The sequence below is a fragment of the Streptomyces sp. NPDC001914 genome (genome assembly GCF_042891215.1).
In the GTDB taxonomy this organism is placed as follows: domain Bacteria; phylum Actinomycetota; class Actinomycetes; order Streptomycetales; family Streptomycetaceae; genus Streptomyces.
The window spans coordinates 1,043,606-1,061,162 of the sequence record NZ_JBIASW010000001.1; the positions used below are offsets into that span (position 1 = coordinate 1,043,606).

Sequence of the window (17,557 nt, forward strand, 5' to 3'; positions counted from 1 at the left end):
CCGTGGAGGGGCGGTCACGCGGGGGCGGTTCCGCGCGGTCCCTCAGATCCTGCTCTCCGTGGCCGTGTCCGCGGACAGCCGCTGGGCCGCGTAGATCGGGATCACCGAGAGCAGGACGAGCACGGCCGCCACGACGTTCACGACCGGCGCCTGGCGCGGCCTGGTCATGTTGTCGAAGATCCAGATCGGCAATGTCTGGATGCCGGGTCCGGCCGTGAACGTCGTCACGACGATCTCGTCGAAGGACAGCGCGAAGGCGAGCAGCGCGCCGGCCAGGAGCGCCGAGCGCACCATCGGGAACGTGACGTCGACGAAGGCCCGGAAGGTGTCCGCGCCCAGGTCCATCGCCGCTTCCTCGTACGTCCCGGACGTACGGCGCAGTCGCGCGACCACGTTGTTGAAGACGACGACGATGCAGAAGGTCGCGTGGCCGACGATCACGGTGAACATGCCGAGTCCGACGCCGAGCGGTTCGAGGACCGTGCTGAACGCGGAGTTGAGCGCGATGCCCGTGACGATGCCGGGCAGCGCGATCGGCAGGACGACGACGAAGGAGACGGTGTCCCGGCCGAAGAACCGGTGGCGGGCGACCGCGAAGGCGATGAGCGTGCCCAGCACCAGGGCGATCGCCGTGGCACCGAGACCGGCCTTGACGGAGACCCACAGGGCGGCGCGGGCGCCCTCGTTCTCCCAGGCGACCGACCACCAGTGGAAGGTGAGCCCGGACGGCGGCCAGCTCGCGCTGCGGTCCCGGTTGAAGGAGTTGACCAGGACGAGGGCGAGGGGCACGTAGATGAACGCGAAGCCGAGCCCGGCGGCGACGCGCAGCGCGATGCGCGCGGGACGGGAGAGTTGCACAGCGGGCTCCTCAGAGACTGCTCAGGGCGCCCGTGCGGCGCATCGCGAGGAGGTACACCACGATGACCACGACGGGGACCGTGCCGAGCGCGGCGGCCATGGGCAGGTTCAGTTCGATGTTGGAGTAGACGACGTTGCCGATGAGCTGGGTCTTGCCGCCGACGATCTGCACGGTGATGTAGTCGCCGAGGCTGAGCGAGAAGGTGAAGACCGAGCCGGCCGCCACGGAGGGCAGGACCATCGGCAGCACCACCGACCGGAAGGTGCGGCCCGCGCGGGCGCCCAGGTCCGCCGAGGCGTCCAGCAGGTTGGCGGGCAGCTGCTCCAGCGCGGTGTGGAGGGGCAGGATCATGTACGGGAGCCAGAGGTAGGTCAGCGCGATGACCGCGGCCGTGAGTCCGTATCCGGGTCCGCTCAGTCCGAGGGGCTTCAACGCCCAGTCGGCGAGGCCGTCCTGAGAGAGGATCAGGCGCCAGGCGTACACCTTGACGAGGTAACTCGCCCACAGGGGCGTGAGGATGGCGACGACGAGCAGCGGGCGCCGCTCGGGCCTGGCGATGCGGGCGGTGTAGAAGGCGACCGGGAACGCGATCACCGCGCACAGGGCGGTGACCGCGAGGGCGACACCGATGCTGCGCAGGATCACCTGGCGGTAGACGGGGGTGGTGAACAGCTGGTGGAAGTTGTCGGTCGACCAGACCTTCACCACCTCGGAGGTGAAGGAGTCCGTCGTCCAGAACGCCGAGACGAACAGCACGGCCAGCGAGCCGAGATAGAGCACCGCGAGCCAGAGCAGGGGTGCGGTCAGCAGCAGGGACAGCCGCAGCCGGGAGTGCCGGTGCAGTGTCCCCGCGAGCCGCCGGACGGGGGAGCGTCCGGCGGCCTGCGGGGTGGAGGTCATCGTCCGGTCAGCCCTTGATCTCGGTCCAGGCCTGGACCCACTTGGCGTACGGGACGCACTTGACGTCGGTACGGCCGTCGAGGCATTGCTCGATGGGCGTGTTCCAGAACGCGATGTTCTTCCAGTAGCTCTCGTCGGTGGCGTGGTAGGTGTCGCAGAAGGACTTGTCGCTCGTGTACCCGCACGCCTCGGAGTTGGCCGGCGCCTCACCGAAGTACTCGGCGACCTGGGCGTTCACCTTCGGCGAGATGATCCAGTCCATCCACTTGTAGGCGCAGTTGGGGTGCTTGGCCTTGGCCGAGACCATCCAGGTGTCGGACCAGCCGGTGGAACCCTCCTCGGGCACGAAGGCCTTGACCTTGGCGCCCTCGTCGGCCGTGAGGTTGGCGATGACCTGCCAGGTGGTGCCGACCACGGAGTCACCGCTCTTGAAGGCGGAGATCTCCTTGAGGTAGTCGCTCCAGTACTCCCCCACGTTCGCGCTCTGCTTCTTCAGCAGGGCGACGGCGGCGTCGAACTGCTTCTGGTCCAGCGCGTAGGGGTCCTTGATCTTCAACTCGGGCTTGGTCGCCTTCAGATACAGCGCGGCGTCGGCGATGTAGATCGGCGAGTCGTACGCGGTGACGTGGCCCTTGTTCGCCGGGGCGTCGTCGAAGACCGCGGACCACGAGGTGGGGGCCGGGCTGACCTTCTCGGTGTTGTACATCAGGAGGTTGGCGCCCCGGCCGTGCGGGATGCCGTACATCTGGCCGTCGACGGAGTTCCAGGCGCCCTTCTTCAGGCCGCTGAAGACGTTCTTGTAGTTGGGCACGAGGGCGGTGTTGACCGGGGCCGCGTCGCCCGAGGCGATGAGGCGCAGGGAGGCGTCACCGGAGGCGGAGACGGCGTCGTACTGGCCGGTCTTCATCAGCTTGACCATCTCGTCGGAGCTGGCGGCGACCTTGGAGTTGACCTGACAGCCGGTCTGCTTCTCGAAGTCGGAGACCCAGTCGACCTTCGGGTCGTTGGAACCGTCCTCGACATATCCGGCCCAGGCGATCAGGTTCACCTGGCCCTCGGTCTTGCCGAGCTTCGACTGCGCCTTGAGGTCGGGCGGGTTGAGGCCGGTGGACCCGGAGGAGCCCGTACCGGACGATCCGCAGGCGGTGGCGGCGAGGAGCACCGCGACGGCGGCGGCGGCCTTGAGGGGTGGGGTGAGGCGCACGGCGTACTCCATACGTGACGGGGAACTGAGCGGGAGGTTCAGCGGGGGTCGGGGACCTGGAAGGCGTGGCGGCGGTGCCACTGGAGCCGGACCCGGGTGCCGCGCAGGGCGGCGACGTCCTCGGAGGAGGTGTCCAGGTTCTGCTGGAGCGCGGTGAGACGGCCGCCGGCGTCGAGGTCCACCAGGAAGCGGGTGGCGTCGCCCAGATAGACGACCTCGGCGACGGTGCCGGTGGCGGTGGAGAGGTCCGGATCGCCGGCCGCACCGGTGTCGACGGACCCGGGCCCGGCTCCCTTCGCGGGCTCCACCGGCTCCGAAGGCTCGGCGGAACCCGCGGGCTCGGCGGACCCGGCGGGCTCCGCGAGGACCCGGATCTTCTCCGGCCGGATGCTGTACGTGCCCGGGGCGCCGACGATCTGCTGAGCCGACTGTCCGTCGAGCAGGTTGGACGTGCCGACGAAGCCCGCGACGAAGGCGGTGGCGGGCCGTTCGTAGATCTCGGCCGGGGTGCCGACCTGTTCGATGCGGCCCTGGTGGAAGACGGCGACGCGGTCGCTCATCGTCAGGGCCTCCTCCTGGTCGTGGGTGACGAACACGAAGGTGATGCCGACCTCGCGCTGGATCGCCTTGAGTTCGACCTGCATCTGCTTGCGCAGCTTGAGGTCGAGGGCGCCGAGGGGTTCGTCGAGCAGCAGGACGCTGGGGCGGCCGACCAGGGCCCTGGCGAGGGCGACGCGCTGGCGCTGGCCTCCGGAGAGCTGGCCCGGACGGCGCCGGCCGAACCCCTCCAGGCGTACGTCGGCCAGCGCCTTGCGGGCCCGGACCAGCCGCTCCGCCTTGGGCACCTTGCGGACCTTGAGCCCGTAGGCGACGTTCTCCTCGACGGTCATGTGCGGGAACAGGGCGTAGTCCTGGAAGACGGTGTGCACGTCCCGTTCGAAGGGGGCGAGACCGGTGACCTCCTGGCCGGCCAGTTCGATCCGGCCCTCCGTCGGGCTCTCGAAGCCGGCGATCATCCGCAGCACGGTCGTCTTGCCCGAGCCCGAGGGGCCGAGCATCGAGAAGAACTCGCCGTCGGCTATCTCCAGATCGACTCCGGCCACGGCGGTCGTGTCACCGAACGCCTTGCGCAGGCCCTGGAGCCGGATCGCCTTTGCCTCCATGGGCGGGGAACCTTTCTGGTGCGTCGGTGCGTTGCACTGTTGACCGGAAAGATATGAAGCCATAGTTCAAACCTCAAGACCCCTTTAGAGTAAAGGTTGAGTCAACGCACAAGGTGGTGACCGTGAAGCAACACAGGGGCGACGGCGTCCGCAGAGCCGTCTTCACACCCGTGGACAACCGCGCCCGCGTCGAGACGGTCGTGCACCGGATCGGCGACGCCATCGAACTGGGGCTGCTCGCCGACGGCGAGCAGCTGCCGGGCGAGATGGAGCTGGCCGGTCAGCTCGGCGTGTCGACGGTCACCCTGCGCGAGGCCCTCATGGCCCTGCGGCAGCAGGGACTGGTCACCACGCGGCGCGGACGCGGCGGCGGCAGCTTCGTCTCGCTTCCCGAAGTCCCGGGCGAGGAAAGGCTGTTGGCCCGACTGGCCGGCTGGAGCACCGAGGAGCTGCGCGACCTGGGGGACCACTGGGCGGCCCTGTCCGGAGCGGCGGCCCGGCTCGCGGCGCAGCGGACCGAACCGGACGACCTCAAGGCCCTGCGGCGCACCCTGGACGACCTGTCGGCCGCCGAGGACGCCGCCGCCCGCAGCCGCGTCTACGGCCGCTTCCACGTCGAACTCGCCGCGGCGGCGCAGTCCGCCCGCCTCACCAGGGAGCAGGTCGTGCTCCAGACCGAGGTGGGGGCGCTGATGTGCCTCGTGCTCGGGGACGACGAATATCGTGAAGAAGTCGCCGACCGTCACCGCTCCGTAATCTCGGCCGTGCAAGATGGGGCCCACGAATCGGCCAGAACGCTGGCCGAGCGGTGCGTGGTGGACTCGACGGCGCGGCTCATCACCCTGCGCCTCCAGATGCCGCGTGCCGTGTCAGGTCCGCGTCCACTGGAGGGCACCCATGCGCCGGAGCCCCGGACCGGTCGGCGCGACGGCGACGCTTGACGTCTCCGCCGAGGCGGCCGTCGCCACGCAGGTCCGCTGCACGCTGGAGGCCGTCTTCGACGCGGTCGCCGACACCCGGGCCGACGCGGCCGCGCTGCTCACCCGCGTCGCCGCCGGGGGCCGCCGCCCCGCGACGGTGGATCTGGCGGCACTGCGCCCCGGGCTGCATCTGCGGCTCACCCGGCAGGAGTTGGTGTCGGGCGCCGGTTTCGTGGCGGCACCGGGTCTGCTCGCCGACGTGCCGGCGTGGCTGGAGTGGTGGCAGCAGGGTTCCGACGGGAGCGTGCGGCCGCTGCTGCTCGACCTCGATCCGGAGCACTCCGCGTACTCGGACTACACGCACTGGGACTGGTTCGCCCTCCCCCGCGACACGGGGCAGCGCGCGGTCGCCGGGCCCTACGTCGACTACCTCTGCTCCGACGAGTACAGCCTGACGCTGTCCGCGCCGGTCCATGTGGGTGGCCGGTTCGTGGGGGTCGCGGCGGCCGACGTGTATCTGCGCCACTTCGAGCAGACGGTCGTCCCGCTCCTTCAACGATTGCCCGGAGCCGCCTACTTGGTGAACGCCCGGGGCCGGGTGGCCGCGTCGGCGGACCCCGCGCATCTGGCCGGATCGCTCATCAAGGGGCCCGACTTCGCGACCGTGCTCGCCGCGGCCCGGAGCACACGCCACGAGGACATGCGGCTCGTCCCCTGCGCCGGGGTGCCCCTCGTCCTCGTGATGCCGGCCGGCTGACCGAGCCGAGCCGCAACGAGCCGAGCGCTCCCGCCGGGGGCCGTGTCCCACGAGAGTCCCCCGTGGCCGGTCGCCGTGTCACCGCATCGGCGTGCGGCAGGCCCTGGACCAGCATCGATGGAGGGCCCCGCCCACCAGCCCCGACGAGTCAACGCGCGTCACACGGCACGAAGCTCCGCCGCTCCGTTGCGCGTCGTGCGTGACCTGCGCGGTCCGCTCGTGACCGCCCGCGCCGCGTCGCGCAGCACCAGGGTGATCCGTGAATACCCCATGTCCTGGAGGGCCCTGGGGGTCTCGTCGACGATCCGGCAGTCCGTGCTGCCCCAGCGGGGATCGGGGTGGACCAGCGGGCGCACGGCGCCGTCGTGCTCGACACCGCGCGGTCCGACGGCCTCGATCCAGTGCGGCAGGCCGTGCAGGTAGGCGGCGTCCATGATCGGGTCCTGGGCGATGTCTCGGCGGATGGCCTGGAGTCCGCGGTCCTGGCCGTTGCGCTCCACCGCCGCGGCGAAGTGCGCGAGCATCGGCAGGCACCAGCTCGACTCGTGCTCGCCGAGGACCGACGCGGCGTCCGGATGGAACAGGACGAAGCGAAGGAAGTTGTCGCCGGGCATGGCGCTCGGATGCGCGCCCACGCCGTCGAAAAGTGTCTCGAACGCGTCGTTGGAGAGCACGACGTCCCAGCGGCGGTCGAAGACGAAGGAGGGGAAGGGCACGGCCGCGAGCAGCGTGGCGTAGTCCTGGAGGTACGCCTGTGCTTCGAGACTCTCAGGGACAGGTCGCGGCTGGGACCGCTGCCTTCCTGCCTGGTACGCCATCGGGAGGTCACCCCTCTTGCCTATGCGGCCTTCACGCGGCGTCCCGATCCTGCTGCCCCGGGGACAGGCGTGTCAACTATCGTGGCATTTGGCGCTTGTTGACGGCTGAATCTCGCCACAGTTGTGGCGAGACCTGGATGTGAGTTCGAGCGACCGGATAGGCTCCGGTCATCCCCGGTCTTGTCGCCGGGATGGTTCCTGACCCTCGTGTCCGCATGGTTCCCGAACTTCGTGAGAGCCACCTGAGAGAGACGTAGGAGATCTGTCGGTGACGGATGGCTACGAGGTTCCGTGCGCCACGGCGACGGTTCTGCTGCAGGCCGTCGTGGCCAGGGTCACCGCACTCGCCGACCGGCTCGGCGTGCCGCACGCCGAAGTCTTCGACGTCCGGCGGCTGTCGGCCGGTTCCGGTGTCCCCGAGCCCGTGGCGAAGGCCCTGCTCGGCGGCCGCCCCGCCGGTGAACCCGACCTGCAGGCACGCTTCCTGCAACGCCTCGACCTGCTGCGGCGCACCCGGCTCAAGCCCAACGGCCGCCGCTACACGCAGCAGGAGATCGCGGACGGCGCCGGCATGTCCCGCCAGCAGGCGGGCGCCCTCATCAACGGCGACCGGCGTCCCACCATGGAGCACTGCGACGCCATCCAGCGCTTCTTCCGGGTGCCCGCCGGGTTCCTCACGGCCGAGGACTCCGAAGCGCTCACGGGCGCGCTCCAGAGGTCCGAGCAGGAACTCCTGCAGCGCCTCGCGGACCGTGAACGCGCCGCAGCCTCCGTCGCCCACGATCCGCTCGAACGGCTGCTCCTCGACCACGGGGTCCGCGGAATAGCCTGGCGGGCCGCGCAGTTGCCCACCGACCAGCACCGGGACAAGGTCGCGGAATGGCTGGACATGCTCCTGGAGAGCGTCAAACGGCCAGAGTCGTGAGCCGGGGGAGATCAGTGGGCATCGGTAGGGAAATGCGCCGCCTGTGCGGCGACTTGGTCTCGGAGCTCTCGCTGCCGGCACCGGCGGCACCCGCCGACCTCTACACCGAGCTGTGCGGCGCGATGAGCAGGCGCCGCGGCCGTCCCGTCCAGTTCCGTACGGCCGCGTTCCCGCCCGGCACCGCCAGCGGACTGTGGCTCGACATGGCCGAACAGGACCTGGTCGTCATCGAGGAACGCACCGCGCCCGACCACCAGTTGGTCATCCTGGGCCACGAACTGTGGCACATGAAGGCGGGGCACTGCAGCCATCACGTCGACGGCGCGGCCGTGGCGGCGCGCTTATTGAACGACGGGGCCGACCTGCAGGCCACCGTCCTGAAAGTGGCGGCGCGCACCCGCTTCGACCTCGCCGACGAGCAGGAGGCGGAGAGCTTCGGACTTCTGCTCGCCAGCAAGTGCCGCACCTGGCTGGCCGGTTCCTCACTGCGCGGCCCGGTGCAGCGGCACGGTCTGGCCGGCCGCATCGAGGCATCCCTCGGCTGTCGCGGGCCGCGAGGCTGAAGGTCCCTGGGCCATGGACGGATCCAGCTACTACATCCCGGCCGTCGCCATGGGCGCGGCGATCGCGTTCAAAGGGCCCTCCCTGCTGCGCGGCTGGCGCGACCCGCTGCTGCGTTCCGTGGGCGTACTCCTCGCCCTCGCGGGTCTGGTGTTCCTCTTCGCGGCCCCGCCGACCATCGCGGCGGTCAACGACGCCACCGGGATAGCCAACGTCTCGGCCCCGCTCGTCTACTGCCTGCTGAGCGCCTACAGCGCCTCCTGCCTCGTGCTCATCATCAACTGGCGGGGCGGACCGCCCGAGGTCACCCGGCGGCTGTCCCGCCGCTGGATCCTCGGGTACACCGTGGTCGGCGTGACACTGATCGTCCTGTTCGCCCTCGGGGACGCCTCCGTCGAGCGGCTGCGCGACCTCGACACGTACTACGCCAACACCCCCTTCATCCGCGAGATGATCGTCCTCTACCTCGCGTCGCTCACCCTCGCCGGCGTCGCGATGAACGTCATGTGCTGGCGCTGGGCGATCCAGGTCCAGGGCCGGCTGCGCGCCGGGCTGGTGATCATCGCCTTCGGGTCGCTGTGCAACATCCCGTACTCCGCGGCCAAGTTCACCGCGGTGGTGGCCCGCTGGAACGGCACGGACCTGGACGGCCTCAGCACCAATGTGGCCCCGCTGCTGGCCTCGGCCGGGGCCCAGATCACCGCGGTCGGCTTCTGTCTCCCGCTCGCCTGGCGGCGTATCGAGGACGTCTGGAACACCTGGTCGACGTATCGCCGGCTCGGGCCGTTGTGGCGGGAGCTGAAGCCGGTCGCCGTGCCCGAGGACCGCGCGGTGCGGATGTCCTGGTGGACCCCCGCCGAACTCCAGGTCACCCAGCGGGAGTCCGACATCCACGACGGCATGCTGAGCCTCTTTCCCTACTTCGACTCCGACGTGCGCTCCCGGGCGTACGGCGCGGCGGTCGCGGCGGGTTCCTCCGCCGCTCAGGCGGACGCGGAGGCCGACGCGGCGATGGTGTCGGTCGCGGTGCGCGCCCGGGCCGCCGACCCCGAGGGCCGTGTCATCCGTTCGGCGGAGACGGCGGAGACGCCGCCCGCGCCCGGGACCGCGTTCACGCACACCGACGGCCGCCGCGACCTCGTACGCATGTCGGACGCGCTGCGTCATTCGCCGGTCGTCGCGGCCGTCCGGGGCCGGGCGGCCGCGACGGCCGGACCGGAGCGGGACGCCCGCGAACGAACCGGCTGACCGGCGCCGGCGTTCCCCGGTCGTCCCCTCAGGTCGCGCTGCGTTCGCTGGCCTCCCGCAGGTCCCGTTCCACCGAACGGTTCTGGACGGTGTCCGGCTGCCCCGCCGCCGTGCCGGGGCGCCCGGTGCGCAGCAGTTCCCGCCAGCGCTCGCGGCTCCAGTCGGCCGGACTGGTGGTGGTCGTGAACTCCTCCACCAGGGCGAGGAAACGCGCCGGATCGCTGTGGAAGGGGAAGTGGCCGGCTCCCTCGAAGATCTCCAGACGGCTTCCCGGCATGGCCGCGTGCGCCCCGAGGGCGTGCCGCACCGGCACCACGCTGTCGCGGTCTCCCCAGAGCAGCATGGTGGGCATGCCCTCGGTGAGATAGCAGCGGTCGAGCATGGTGACCGCCTGGCCCCGCCAGTCGACCACGGCCCGCAGGGTCCGGACGAAGGCGCTGCGGGAGGTCGCGTCCGGCAGCGCGTCCACGAGGTGCACCAACTCCGGTGCGTCCTGGGCCAGATCGGCGTCGAGCAGCCGCATCAGCCGCAGGAAGAGACCCACGTTCAGCCGCATGCCGGGCAGGCGGAGCAGCGAGAGCATCAGATGCGCGCCCGGCAGCGACACTGCCCGCAGGACGGGGTTGACCTCACCGCCGACACCGCCCGCGCTGACCAGGATCAGCCGCTCGGTGCGCTCGGGGAACTGGTAGGCGAACTGCATCGCCACTCCCCCGCCCAGCGAATGCCCGACCAGGGTGGCGGACTCGATGTCGAGCGTGCCCAGCAGATCGCGCACGCCGTTGGCGTACGCGGCCACCGAGTAGTCGGCGCGCGGCTTGTCGGAGGCGCCGTGGCCGAGCAGGTCGGGCGCGATCACGGTGTGGGTGCGGGCGAGGTCGGGGATCAGTTCCGCCCAGGTCGCCGAGGAGTCTCCTATCCCGTGGATCAGGACGAGCGCCGGGCCCTGGCCCACCATCCGGTAGGCGCGCCGGTATCCGTGCACGACGCGGTGGTGCAGACGCAGTTCTCCGTCACCGACGGGACGCAGCCGCGCGGTGCGCCGCTGCCGGGGTTGTACGTCGACCACGGGCCGGACCTCCCGTTTCCAGGCCGCCGCGAAGGCGGCTCCCGAGCCGCCTTCGCGGCGGCCTGCGAGACCGTCCCCGTGGGCGGCCCCAGCTCTTGTCTCCAGCGTAGGGGCCCTGTTCCACCTGGGGTTTCGGTGAGGTTTCGCCTCCGCTAAGCGGGCGAACCTCCGCGGCCGGAAACCGGATTGTCAGTGGCGGACGGCAAGCTGGGGTCAGGACCAGTGTCACGACCAGCCGACCAGGGAGAGCCGTCCGATGCAGACCGCCGTACTGACCGATCACGAACGCGCCGCCGTGCAGGCCTACCTCCGCCTCCTCCAGACGGTACGGGCGGCTTTCGACGGCGCGGGTGACGGTGGCCGACCACCCATGGTCCCGCCCGCCGTGCTCGCCGAGACGGAACGGGCCCTGGAGGCGGCCGGTCTCGCGGGCAACGAGGACGCGTTCTTCGAACTGCTGCACTCCTGGTGCCCGGATCCGGGCTGACCGCGCTCGGGCGACGCCGGGGGCGTGCCCGGGCGTTGACGGCTTCCCGTCAGGCGCCCGGGCGGGTGAAGCGCAGGGTCATTCGCGCGGCCGGGCGATGGCACCGGGTCAGGCGGCGGGCTCCGGCGTCCGGCCCGGGCCGGTGTGCGGGACCGTGACCGCGGTCGCGACGAGGCCGCGCCGGACCGTCCAGCGGCCCGTGAGGACCTGGACGCGGACACCGTGCACCACGGGCCCCGGGACCAGGAGTTGGGCGCTCAGGTCTCCCGAGAGGCTGTCCGCACCGGAGGCCGGGTCGACGGAGATGCGGATGTCCGCCCCGGAGAAGTCGAGCCACTCGCCGGTGAGCGGGAACCACGCCTTGTAGACCGACTCCTTGGCACTGAACAGCAGACGGTCCCAGTGGACGCCGGGCACCCGGGCGTGGAGCCGGTCCAGCCGGTCCGACTCGCCGGGCAGGGCTACGACCTCCAGGACGTCGTCGGGCAGCGTCAGATGAGGTTCGGCGTCGATGCCGAGGGAGGCGAGATCGCCGGCACGGGCGAGCGCTGCGGCGGAGTAGCCCTCGCAGTGCGTCATGCTGCCGATGACGCCCGCCGGCCACTGAGGGGCCCCGCGCTCGCCCGGCACCACCGGCCCCGGGGCCACACCGAGCTTCTCCATGGCACGCCGGGCGCACACGCGCACGGTGGCGAACTCGCGGCGCCGCTTGCCCACGGCGCGGGTCAGGACCGCGCGTTCCTCGGGGTACAGGCCCGCCTCCCCGGCCGGTTCCTCACCGTGGCTCTCCACGGCCACCACCGACTCCGGAAGCAGCTCCTCCATCACCGGCTTTGACCTCCATCGGCAGAATGCGGCGCAGTGTGCCCGGCGGCCCCGGGCGCGTACGCCATTCTCGCGGATAGCCCACCGACACCTCCTCGAACCGGACACCCTCGTGCCAGGTGGTCCGGGGGATGTGCAGATGTCCGTAGACCATCGTCTCGACGCGGAACCTGCGGTGCCAGTCGGCGGTCGCCTCCGTACCGCACCACATGGCGAACTCGGGGTGCCACAGGACGTCCATCGGGTGACGGTCCAGGGGGTAGTGGTTCACCGGGACGACCGGCAGACCGTCGGGGATCTCGGCGAGTCTGCGCTCGGTCTCGGCCACCCGGGCCCGGCACCAGTCCTCGCGGCTCGGATACGGGTCGGGGTGGAGCAGGTACTCGTCCGTGCACACGATGCCGGTCCCCTCGGCGTACGCGAGCCCCTCGGCCTTGGTGGCGCAGCCCTGCGGCAGGAAGGAGTAGTCGTACAGCAGGAAGAGCGGGGCGACGACGACGGGGCCGCCCGGACCGTTCCAGACGGGGTAGGGGTCCTCGGGGGTGACGACGCCCAACTCCCGGCACAGGTCCACCAGATGCTCGTAGCGGGCCACACCGCGGAGCTGGACCGGATCCTTGGGATGGGTCCACAGCTCATGGTTGCCCGGCACCCAGACGACCTTCTCGAAACGGTCGCCGAGCGTCTTGAGGGTCCACCGGACGTCTTCGACGATCTCGCCGATGTCACCGGCCACCAGGAGCCAGTCCCGGTCCGTCACGGGGTGCATGTCCTCGACCAGGGCGCGGTTCTCGGCGTAGCCGATGTGCAGGTCGCTGATGGCCAGCAGATGTCCGGCACCGCCGTCTGTCGGCCGCACGCGCCACCCCCGTAGAAAGCGAATACCGACACAACAGCACACGCTCCCGTCGGCGGACAAGGAGGCCCGGACGGGCGGGCGGGCGAATCCGTAACATCCCCGTAGCAGCAACGGGGTTCCGCGCCCCCTATGATCGCCCCAACACCACCGCTCGAAATCTGCTTTGGCGTGCGACGGCTCGGTGTACCTCCCCTACCCCTGGCCGGGCCCGGCCCGCTCCGCCGTGCCCGCGAACCCCGAATGGTGGCTTGCATGGGCTCTCGCGTACGCGTCTGGCTCAACCGCACGTACGCGGAGAACGTGTTCTTCATGGACCAGCTGCGAAATAATCCGCAGCACCGCGCGGTCGAGATCCACGCCACCCACGGTGACGCCGACTCCCCCGTGCTCGCCGCCGCCGACACCGCCGAGCCGGAGCCCGAGGGGCTGTCGCCGCGCGCCTACGTCGAGTACGCCCTCGACATGTGCGCACGCCGCTCCGTGGACGTGTTCGTGCCGGTCCTGCACCAGGACGCGATCGTGGCGCAGCGCGCCGAGTTCGCGGCGCTCGGGACGGCGCTGCTCGCGCCGCCGGCGGAGGCCGTCGCCGTCTTCCGCGACAAGGCGGTCGCGTACCAGGCCGTGGAGGCCGTGGGTATCCCGGTTCCCCCGTGGTACCGGGTGCGCACGGTCGAGGAACTCGTCACGGCGGTGGAGGAGTTGGAGGCCGCGGGACAGCGTGCCTGCTTCAAGCCGGCGGCCGGGGCGGGCGGCGTGGGCTTCCGGGTGATCACCCGCTCCCCGTTCTCGCTGATGCACCTGAACGGCTTCCCGAGCGCGTACGTGCCCCTGGACCTGGTGGTGGAGGCGCTGCGCACGGCCGCCGAGCCCGTCGACTGGCTGGTGATGCCGCACCTCGGACAGCCGGAGGTGTCGGTGGACTGCCTCACCGGGCCGGACGGCCGGATCCGCATGGCCATCGGCCGTACGAAGAACGGCCGGCGCCGCGGGTTCACCCTCGACGACGCGTGGATCCAGCCCGCGCGGCTGCTCGCCGAGGCGTTCGGGCTGCACTATCTGTCCAACATCCAGTTCCGCATGTACGGCGACGAGCCGGTGCTCATGGACGTCAACACCCGTCCGGCGGGCGGACTGCACCAGATCGCCCAGTGCGGGGTCAACGCCCCTTGGGCGGCCGTGCAGTTGGCGCTGGGCGAGGAGACGGGCGAGCTGGTTCCGCCGTTCCTCGGGCCGGACTACACGGTGGTCGCGGGGCCGCGTCCGGTGCGTCCGGTGTCGCTGCCGGCGCAGCGGACCGAGTCGAGCGTCCCCACCACCCTGTCCGCGATGCCGGCGCAGGCCGCGGAGCCGGCGCACTCGCAGTCCGCGGCGTCCGTACAGCCCACGCCGTCCGTACAGCCCACGCAGTCCGTGCCTTCGGCGCAGCCCGTGCCTTCGGCGCAGCCCGCGCCGGTCGAGGCGACCGCCTCCGCCGTTCCCGCCCAGCCCGCCGCGGCTGCCGCCCCGGCCGCGGCCGGGGCGATCGCGCCGGCCTAGCGGACCCGGCCCGGGACCCGGCCGGCACGGCCGGGTCACCGCTTTCCCCTTACCGGTCTGGACCATTTTCCGCGCAGTCCCTTGACAGCGCGATTGGTCCATACCAACTTGGTTGCGCACCTCTCTGCACTCCCGAACACCCCCATATCTCCAGGGAGATCGCGTGCGCATGAGCATCCTCAGACGTTCCAGACGCCGTTTCCTCGCCCTGCTGGGCACGGCCGCGCTGGCCCTCGCCGGCGCGGTCGCCCTGCCGGGCACCGCGGAAGCGGCCAACATCCTGACCAACCCGGGATTCGAGACCGGCAGCCTCTCCCCCTGGTCCTGCTCCGGCAACCTGGGCTCGATCGTCTCCAGCCCCGTACACGGGGGCTCCAAAGCCCTTGCGGGGGCGGTGAGTTCGAGCGACAACGCCCAGTGCACCCAGACCGTCTCGGTCCAGCCGAACACCACGTACAGCCTCTCCGGCTGGGTGCGCGGCAGCTACGTCTACCTCGGCGTGGACGGCGGTGCCTCGACCTGGACCACGTCCCCGTCGGCGTACAGCCAGCTCACGGTGTCCTTCACCACCGGCGCCTCGCAGACCAGCGCCAAGATCTACGTCCACGGCTGGTACGCGCAGGGCACCTACTACGCCGACGACGTCAGCCTCGACGGGCCCGGCGGCGGCGGCGACACCCAGGCGCCGACCGCGCCCACCGGCCTGACGTCCACCGGCAAGACGTCCTCCAGCGTCTCGCTGTCGTGGAACGCGTCGAGCGACAACGTCGGCGTCACCGCTTACGACGTGTACAGCGGCTCCAACAAGGTGCTCAGCGTGTCGGGCACGAGCGGTACCGTCAGCGGACTGTCCGCGAGCACCGCCTACTCGTTCACCGTCAAGGCGCGTGACGCGGCCGGGAACACCTCCGGCGCCTCCAACTCCGTGAGTGTCACCACGAGCGCGGGCGGCGGTGGCGGCACGGGCTTCAAGCAGGCCGCTCCCTACCTGTACGAGGGCTGGGGCGACCCCCCGAACCCGACCACGGTGATGAACGCGACCGGGATCAAGTGGTTCACGATGGCGTTCGTGCTCGACTCCGGCGGCTGCAACCCCGCCTGGGACGGCAGCCGGGCGCTGACCGGCGGCGTCGACCAGACGGCGATCAACCAGATCCGTTCCGCCGGCGGTGACATCGTCCCGTCGTTCGGCGGCTGGCAGGGCAGCAAGCTCGGCGCCAACTGCTCCTCGGCGAGCGCGCTCGCCGGTGCGCTGCAGAAGGTGATCGACGCCTATAGCCTCAAGGCGATCGACATGGACATCGAGAACACCGACGAGTTCGAGAACGAGGCCGTGCAGGCCAGGATCCTGACCGCGCTGAAGACCGTCAAGGCCAACAACCCCGGCCTCAAGACGATCATCACCTTCGGCACCTCGACGACCGGCCCGACCTACTACGGCAACCGGCTCATCGAGCAGGCACAGTCCCTGAACGCGAACATCGACGTCTTCACCATCATGCCGTTCGACTTCGGCGGCGGCTCCGACATGTACGGCAACACGGTCAACGCGACCGAGGGGCTGAAGACCAAGCTGAAGTCGACGTTCGGCTGGGACGACGCGACGGCCTACTCGCACATCGGCATCTCCGGCATGAACGGTCTGTCCGACCAGCAGGAGAACACGACCCCGGCGATCTGGACCTCGATCCGTGACTGGGCGAACAGCCACCACATCGCCCGGCTCGCCTACTGGTCGGTCAACCGCGACCGGTCGTGCCCCGGGGGCGGCGTGGTGAGCAACTGCTCCGGCATCAGCCAGAGCACCTGGCAGTTCACGTCGATCACGGCCGGCTTCACGGGCTGACGTCGGCGCGGTGGACACGACGGGCCGCCCGGGGAATCCGGGCGGCCCGTCGTGTCACCACCGCCGTGTGCGCCGCGTCCGCCTCGCCGCCTACGTCAGGTAGGCGAGACCCGGGTGCACGGACGTGTAGCCGTCGACGAGCGCGCGCGCCACGGCGACCGAGTCGACGAGCGGGTGCAGGGCGAAGGCCTTCACCGCGGTCGTACGGGAACCCGACTCGGCGGCGGAGAGCACCTCGCGTTCCACCGCCTTGACCGCGCACACCAGTCCGGTGGCGTGGCCAGGCAGCGGGTCCACGGCCACGGGATGCGCCCCGTTGGCGTCCACCAGGCACGGCACCTCGATGACGGCCTCGGCGTCGAGGACGCTCAGCGTGCCGCGGTTGCGGACGTTGAGGATCAGGGTGGTCCGTTCGTCGCGGGCGATGGCCCGCATCAGGGCGAGCGCCACCTTCTCGTAGCCGCCGGAGAGGTCGTCCTCCTCGCGGTCCCCGGCACCGGCGGCGTCCCGGTTCTCCGCCATGTACGTGGCCTCGCGCTCGGCCCGGGTGCGCTCCCAGGCGCTCAGGGCCGCCGCCTCCGGGCGCCCCATCTCCTCGTAGAACCCGGCCTGCTGGTCGCGCAGGAACGCGCCGCGCGTCTTCTCGGCCTGCTGGTAGGCGCGTACGGTCTCGCGGTTGAAGTAGTAGTAGTGCAGGTACTCGTTGGGGACGGCGCCCAGGGACCGGAGCCACTGCGGGCCGAAGAGCCGGCCCTCCTCGAAGGAGCCGAGCAGGTCGGAATCGCCGAGCAGCCGCGGGAGTTGGTCGCGGCCCTTGACACGAAGACCGCGTACCCAGCCGAGATGGTTGAGCCCCACGTAGTCGATCCACGCCTCGCGCGGGTCCGCGCCGAGGACCTTGGCGATCCGGCGCCCGAGGCCGACCGGCGAGTCGCAGATGCCGATCACGCGGTCGCCGAGGTGGCGGGACATGGCCTCGGTGACCAGTCCGGCCGGGTTGGTGAAGTTGATGACCCAGGCGTCGGGCGCGAGCCGGGCCACCCGCCGCGCGATGTCCACGGCGACGGGCACCGTGCGCAGACCGTACGCGATACCGCCGGCGCCGACCGTCTCCTGCCCGAGGACGCCCTGGGCCAGGGCGACGCGCTCGTCCGCCGCGCGCCCCTCCAGACCGCCGACACGGATCGCGGAGAAGACGAAGTCGGCGCCGCGCAGCGCCTCGTCGAGGTCGGTGGTGACGGTCACCTCGGGTGCGTCCGGGTCCCCGGCGGCCTGCTCGGCGAGCACGCGGGCCACGGCGGAGAGCCGTCCCGCGTCCAGGTCGTGCAGCACGACCCGGGTGACGCGGCCCTCGGCCCGGTCCCCGAGGAGTGCCCCGTACACGAGCGGGACACGGAACCCGCCGCCGCCCAGAATGGTCAGCCTCACGCAAGTACCACCTTCGCAGTTCGTCCGGTGCCACGGGCCGGGCGGCGCCGGAGAACGCCGACCCTGTGTTCCGCCCGTGTCTTCCGACCTGCAAGCCTGCCATCGAGCGCGTTCGTTCCCGGGGACCGGCCCCCTGCGTCGGGCCTCGTTCC

At 71.1% G+C, this 17,557-nt stretch carries 17 protein-coding genes; 8 read left to right on the forward strand and 9 right to left on the reverse strand.

Annotation, left to right across the window (positions count from 1 at the left end):
- Positions 1 to 42: 42 nt before the first annotated feature.
- Genes ACFYYF_RS04865 through ACFYYF_RS04880 form a run of 4 tightly spaced genes read right to left on the reverse strand, consistent with a single transcriptional unit; the run spans position 43 to position 4,126 of the window.
- Complete coding sequence (locus ACFYYF_RS04865; protein WP_361687275.1) at positions 43 to 858, reverse strand: ABC transporter permease; 816 nt, start codon at positions 856 to 858, stop codon at positions 43 to 45.
- 10 nt (positions 859 to 868) lie between these two features.
- Positions 869 to 1,759, reverse strand: coding sequence for an ABC transporter permease (locus tag ACFYYF_RS04870; protein ID WP_388771440.1), 891 nt, complete (start codon positions 1,757 to 1,759; stop codon positions 869 to 871).
- 7 nt (positions 1,760 to 1,766) lie between these two features.
- Entirely contained in the window at positions 1,767 to 2,975 is a 1,209-nt protein-coding gene (locus ACFYYF_RS04875) for an ABC transporter substrate-binding protein (protein ID WP_388771443.1), read from the reverse strand.
- A gap of 26 nt (positions 2,976 to 3,001) precedes the next feature.
- On the reverse strand, positions 3,002 to 4,126 hold the full coding sequence (locus ACFYYF_RS04880; RefSeq protein ID WP_388771445.1) for an ABC transporter ATP-binding protein: 1,125 nt from the start codon (positions 4,124 to 4,126) through the stop codon (positions 3,002 to 3,004).
- Positions 4,127 to 4,248: 122 nt separating this feature from the next.
- Here ACFYYF_RS04880 and ACFYYF_RS04885 point away from each other — a divergent pair, with 122 nt between their 5' ends.
- Positions 4,249 to 5,067 (forward strand): GntR family transcriptional regulator, encoded by an 819-nt coding sequence (locus ACFYYF_RS04885; protein WP_361687287.1) that lies wholly within the window; start codon positions 4,249 to 4,251, stop codon positions 5,065 to 5,067.
- Entirely contained in the window at positions 5,024 to 5,803 is a 780-nt protein-coding gene (locus tag ACFYYF_RS04890) for a cache domain-containing protein (protein WP_388771448.1), read from the forward strand. Before ACFYYF_RS04885 ends, ACFYYF_RS04890 begins: the two co-directional genes overlap by 44 nt.
- A 158-nt stretch (positions 5,804 to 5,961) precedes the next feature.
- Here the strand turns inward: ACFYYF_RS04890 and ACFYYF_RS04895 are convergent, their stop codons facing one another.
- A complete protein-coding gene (locus ACFYYF_RS04895) occupies positions 5,962 to 6,621 on the reverse strand; it encodes a hypothetical protein (protein WP_388771450.1) in 660 nt (219 codons plus the stop codon).
- A 268-nt stretch (positions 6,622 to 6,889) separates the two neighbouring features.
- Between ACFYYF_RS04895 and ACFYYF_RS04900 the strand changes: the two genes are divergently transcribed.
- From ACFYYF_RS04900 to ACFYYF_RS04910, 3 genes are read left to right on the forward strand one after another with little or no spacing between them, the layout of a single operon-like run.
- Entirely contained in the window at positions 6,890 to 7,546 is a 657-nt protein-coding gene (locus ACFYYF_RS04900; RefSeq protein ID WP_361687296.1) for a helix-turn-helix transcriptional regulator, read from the forward strand.
- A gap of 32 nt (positions 7,547 to 7,578) precedes the next feature.
- Positions 7,579 to 8,109: a toxin-antitoxin system, toxin component gene (locus ACFYYF_RS04905; RefSeq protein WP_361687356.1), complete on the forward strand. Its 531-nt coding sequence runs from the start codon at positions 7,579 to 7,581 to the stop codon at positions 8,107 to 8,109.
- A 13-nt stretch (positions 8,110 to 8,122) separates the two neighbouring features.
- Complete coding sequence (locus tag ACFYYF_RS04910) at positions 8,123 to 9,355, forward strand: MAB_1171c family putative transporter (protein WP_388771452.1); 1,233 nt, start codon at positions 8,123 to 8,125, stop codon at positions 9,353 to 9,355.
- Between the two features lie 28 nt (positions 9,356 to 9,383).
- Here ACFYYF_RS04910 and ACFYYF_RS04915 read toward each other — a convergent pair whose 3' ends face one another.
- Entirely contained in the window at positions 9,384 to 10,424 is a 1,041-nt protein-coding gene (locus ACFYYF_RS04915; RefSeq protein ID WP_388771454.1) for an alpha/beta fold hydrolase, read from the reverse strand.
- A 256-nt stretch (positions 10,425 to 10,680) separates the two neighbouring features.
- Here ACFYYF_RS04915 and ACFYYF_RS04920 point away from each other — a divergent pair, with 256 nt between their 5' ends.
- Positions 10,681 to 10,911 (forward strand): hypothetical protein, encoded by a 231-nt coding sequence (locus tag ACFYYF_RS04920; RefSeq protein ID WP_388771456.1) that lies wholly within the window; start codon positions 10,681 to 10,683, stop codon positions 10,909 to 10,911.
- A gap of 108 nt (positions 10,912 to 11,019) precedes the next feature.
- On the opposite strand, the gene ACFYYF_RS04925 is transcribed toward ACFYYF_RS04920, so the two are convergent.
- Together ACFYYF_RS04925 and ACFYYF_RS04930 are read right to left on the reverse strand one after the other, a co-directional pair.
- Positions 11,020 to 11,739, reverse strand: coding sequence for a 4'-phosphopantetheinyl transferase (locus ACFYYF_RS04925; protein ID WP_388771459.1), 720 nt, complete (start codon positions 11,737 to 11,739; stop codon positions 11,020 to 11,022).
- On the reverse strand, positions 11,687 to 12,595 hold the full coding sequence (locus ACFYYF_RS04930) for a metallophosphoesterase (RefSeq protein WP_361687311.1): 909 nt from the start codon (positions 12,593 to 12,595) through the stop codon (positions 11,687 to 11,689). The genes ACFYYF_RS04925 and ACFYYF_RS04930 overlap by 53 nt, the downstream gene beginning before the upstream one ends.
- 252 nt (positions 12,596 to 12,847) lie before the next feature.
- Here ACFYYF_RS04930 and ACFYYF_RS04935 point away from each other — a divergent pair, with 252 nt between their 5' ends.
- The gene (locus ACFYYF_RS04935; protein WP_388771461.1) at positions 12,848 to 14,131 is read left to right on the forward strand and encodes an ATP-grasp domain-containing protein; all 1,284 of its coding nucleotides are present in this window, start codon (positions 12,848 to 12,850) and stop codon (positions 14,129 to 14,131) included.
- Positions 14,132 to 14,300: 169 nt separating this feature from the next.
- On the forward strand, positions 14,301 to 15,977 hold the full coding sequence (locus ACFYYF_RS04940; RefSeq protein ID WP_388771464.1) for a carbohydrate binding domain-containing protein: 1,677 nt from the start codon (positions 14,301 to 14,303) through the stop codon (positions 15,975 to 15,977).
- Positions 15,978 to 16,067: 90 nt separating this feature from the next.
- On the opposite strand, the gene ACFYYF_RS04945 is transcribed toward ACFYYF_RS04940, so the two are convergent.
- Positions 16,068 to 17,405, reverse strand: a complete 1,338-nt coding sequence (locus ACFYYF_RS04945) for a 6-phospho-beta-glucosidase (protein ID WP_388771466.1) — start codon at positions 17,403 to 17,405, stop codon at positions 16,068 to 16,070.
- Positions 17,406 to 17,557 lie beyond the last annotated feature (152 nt).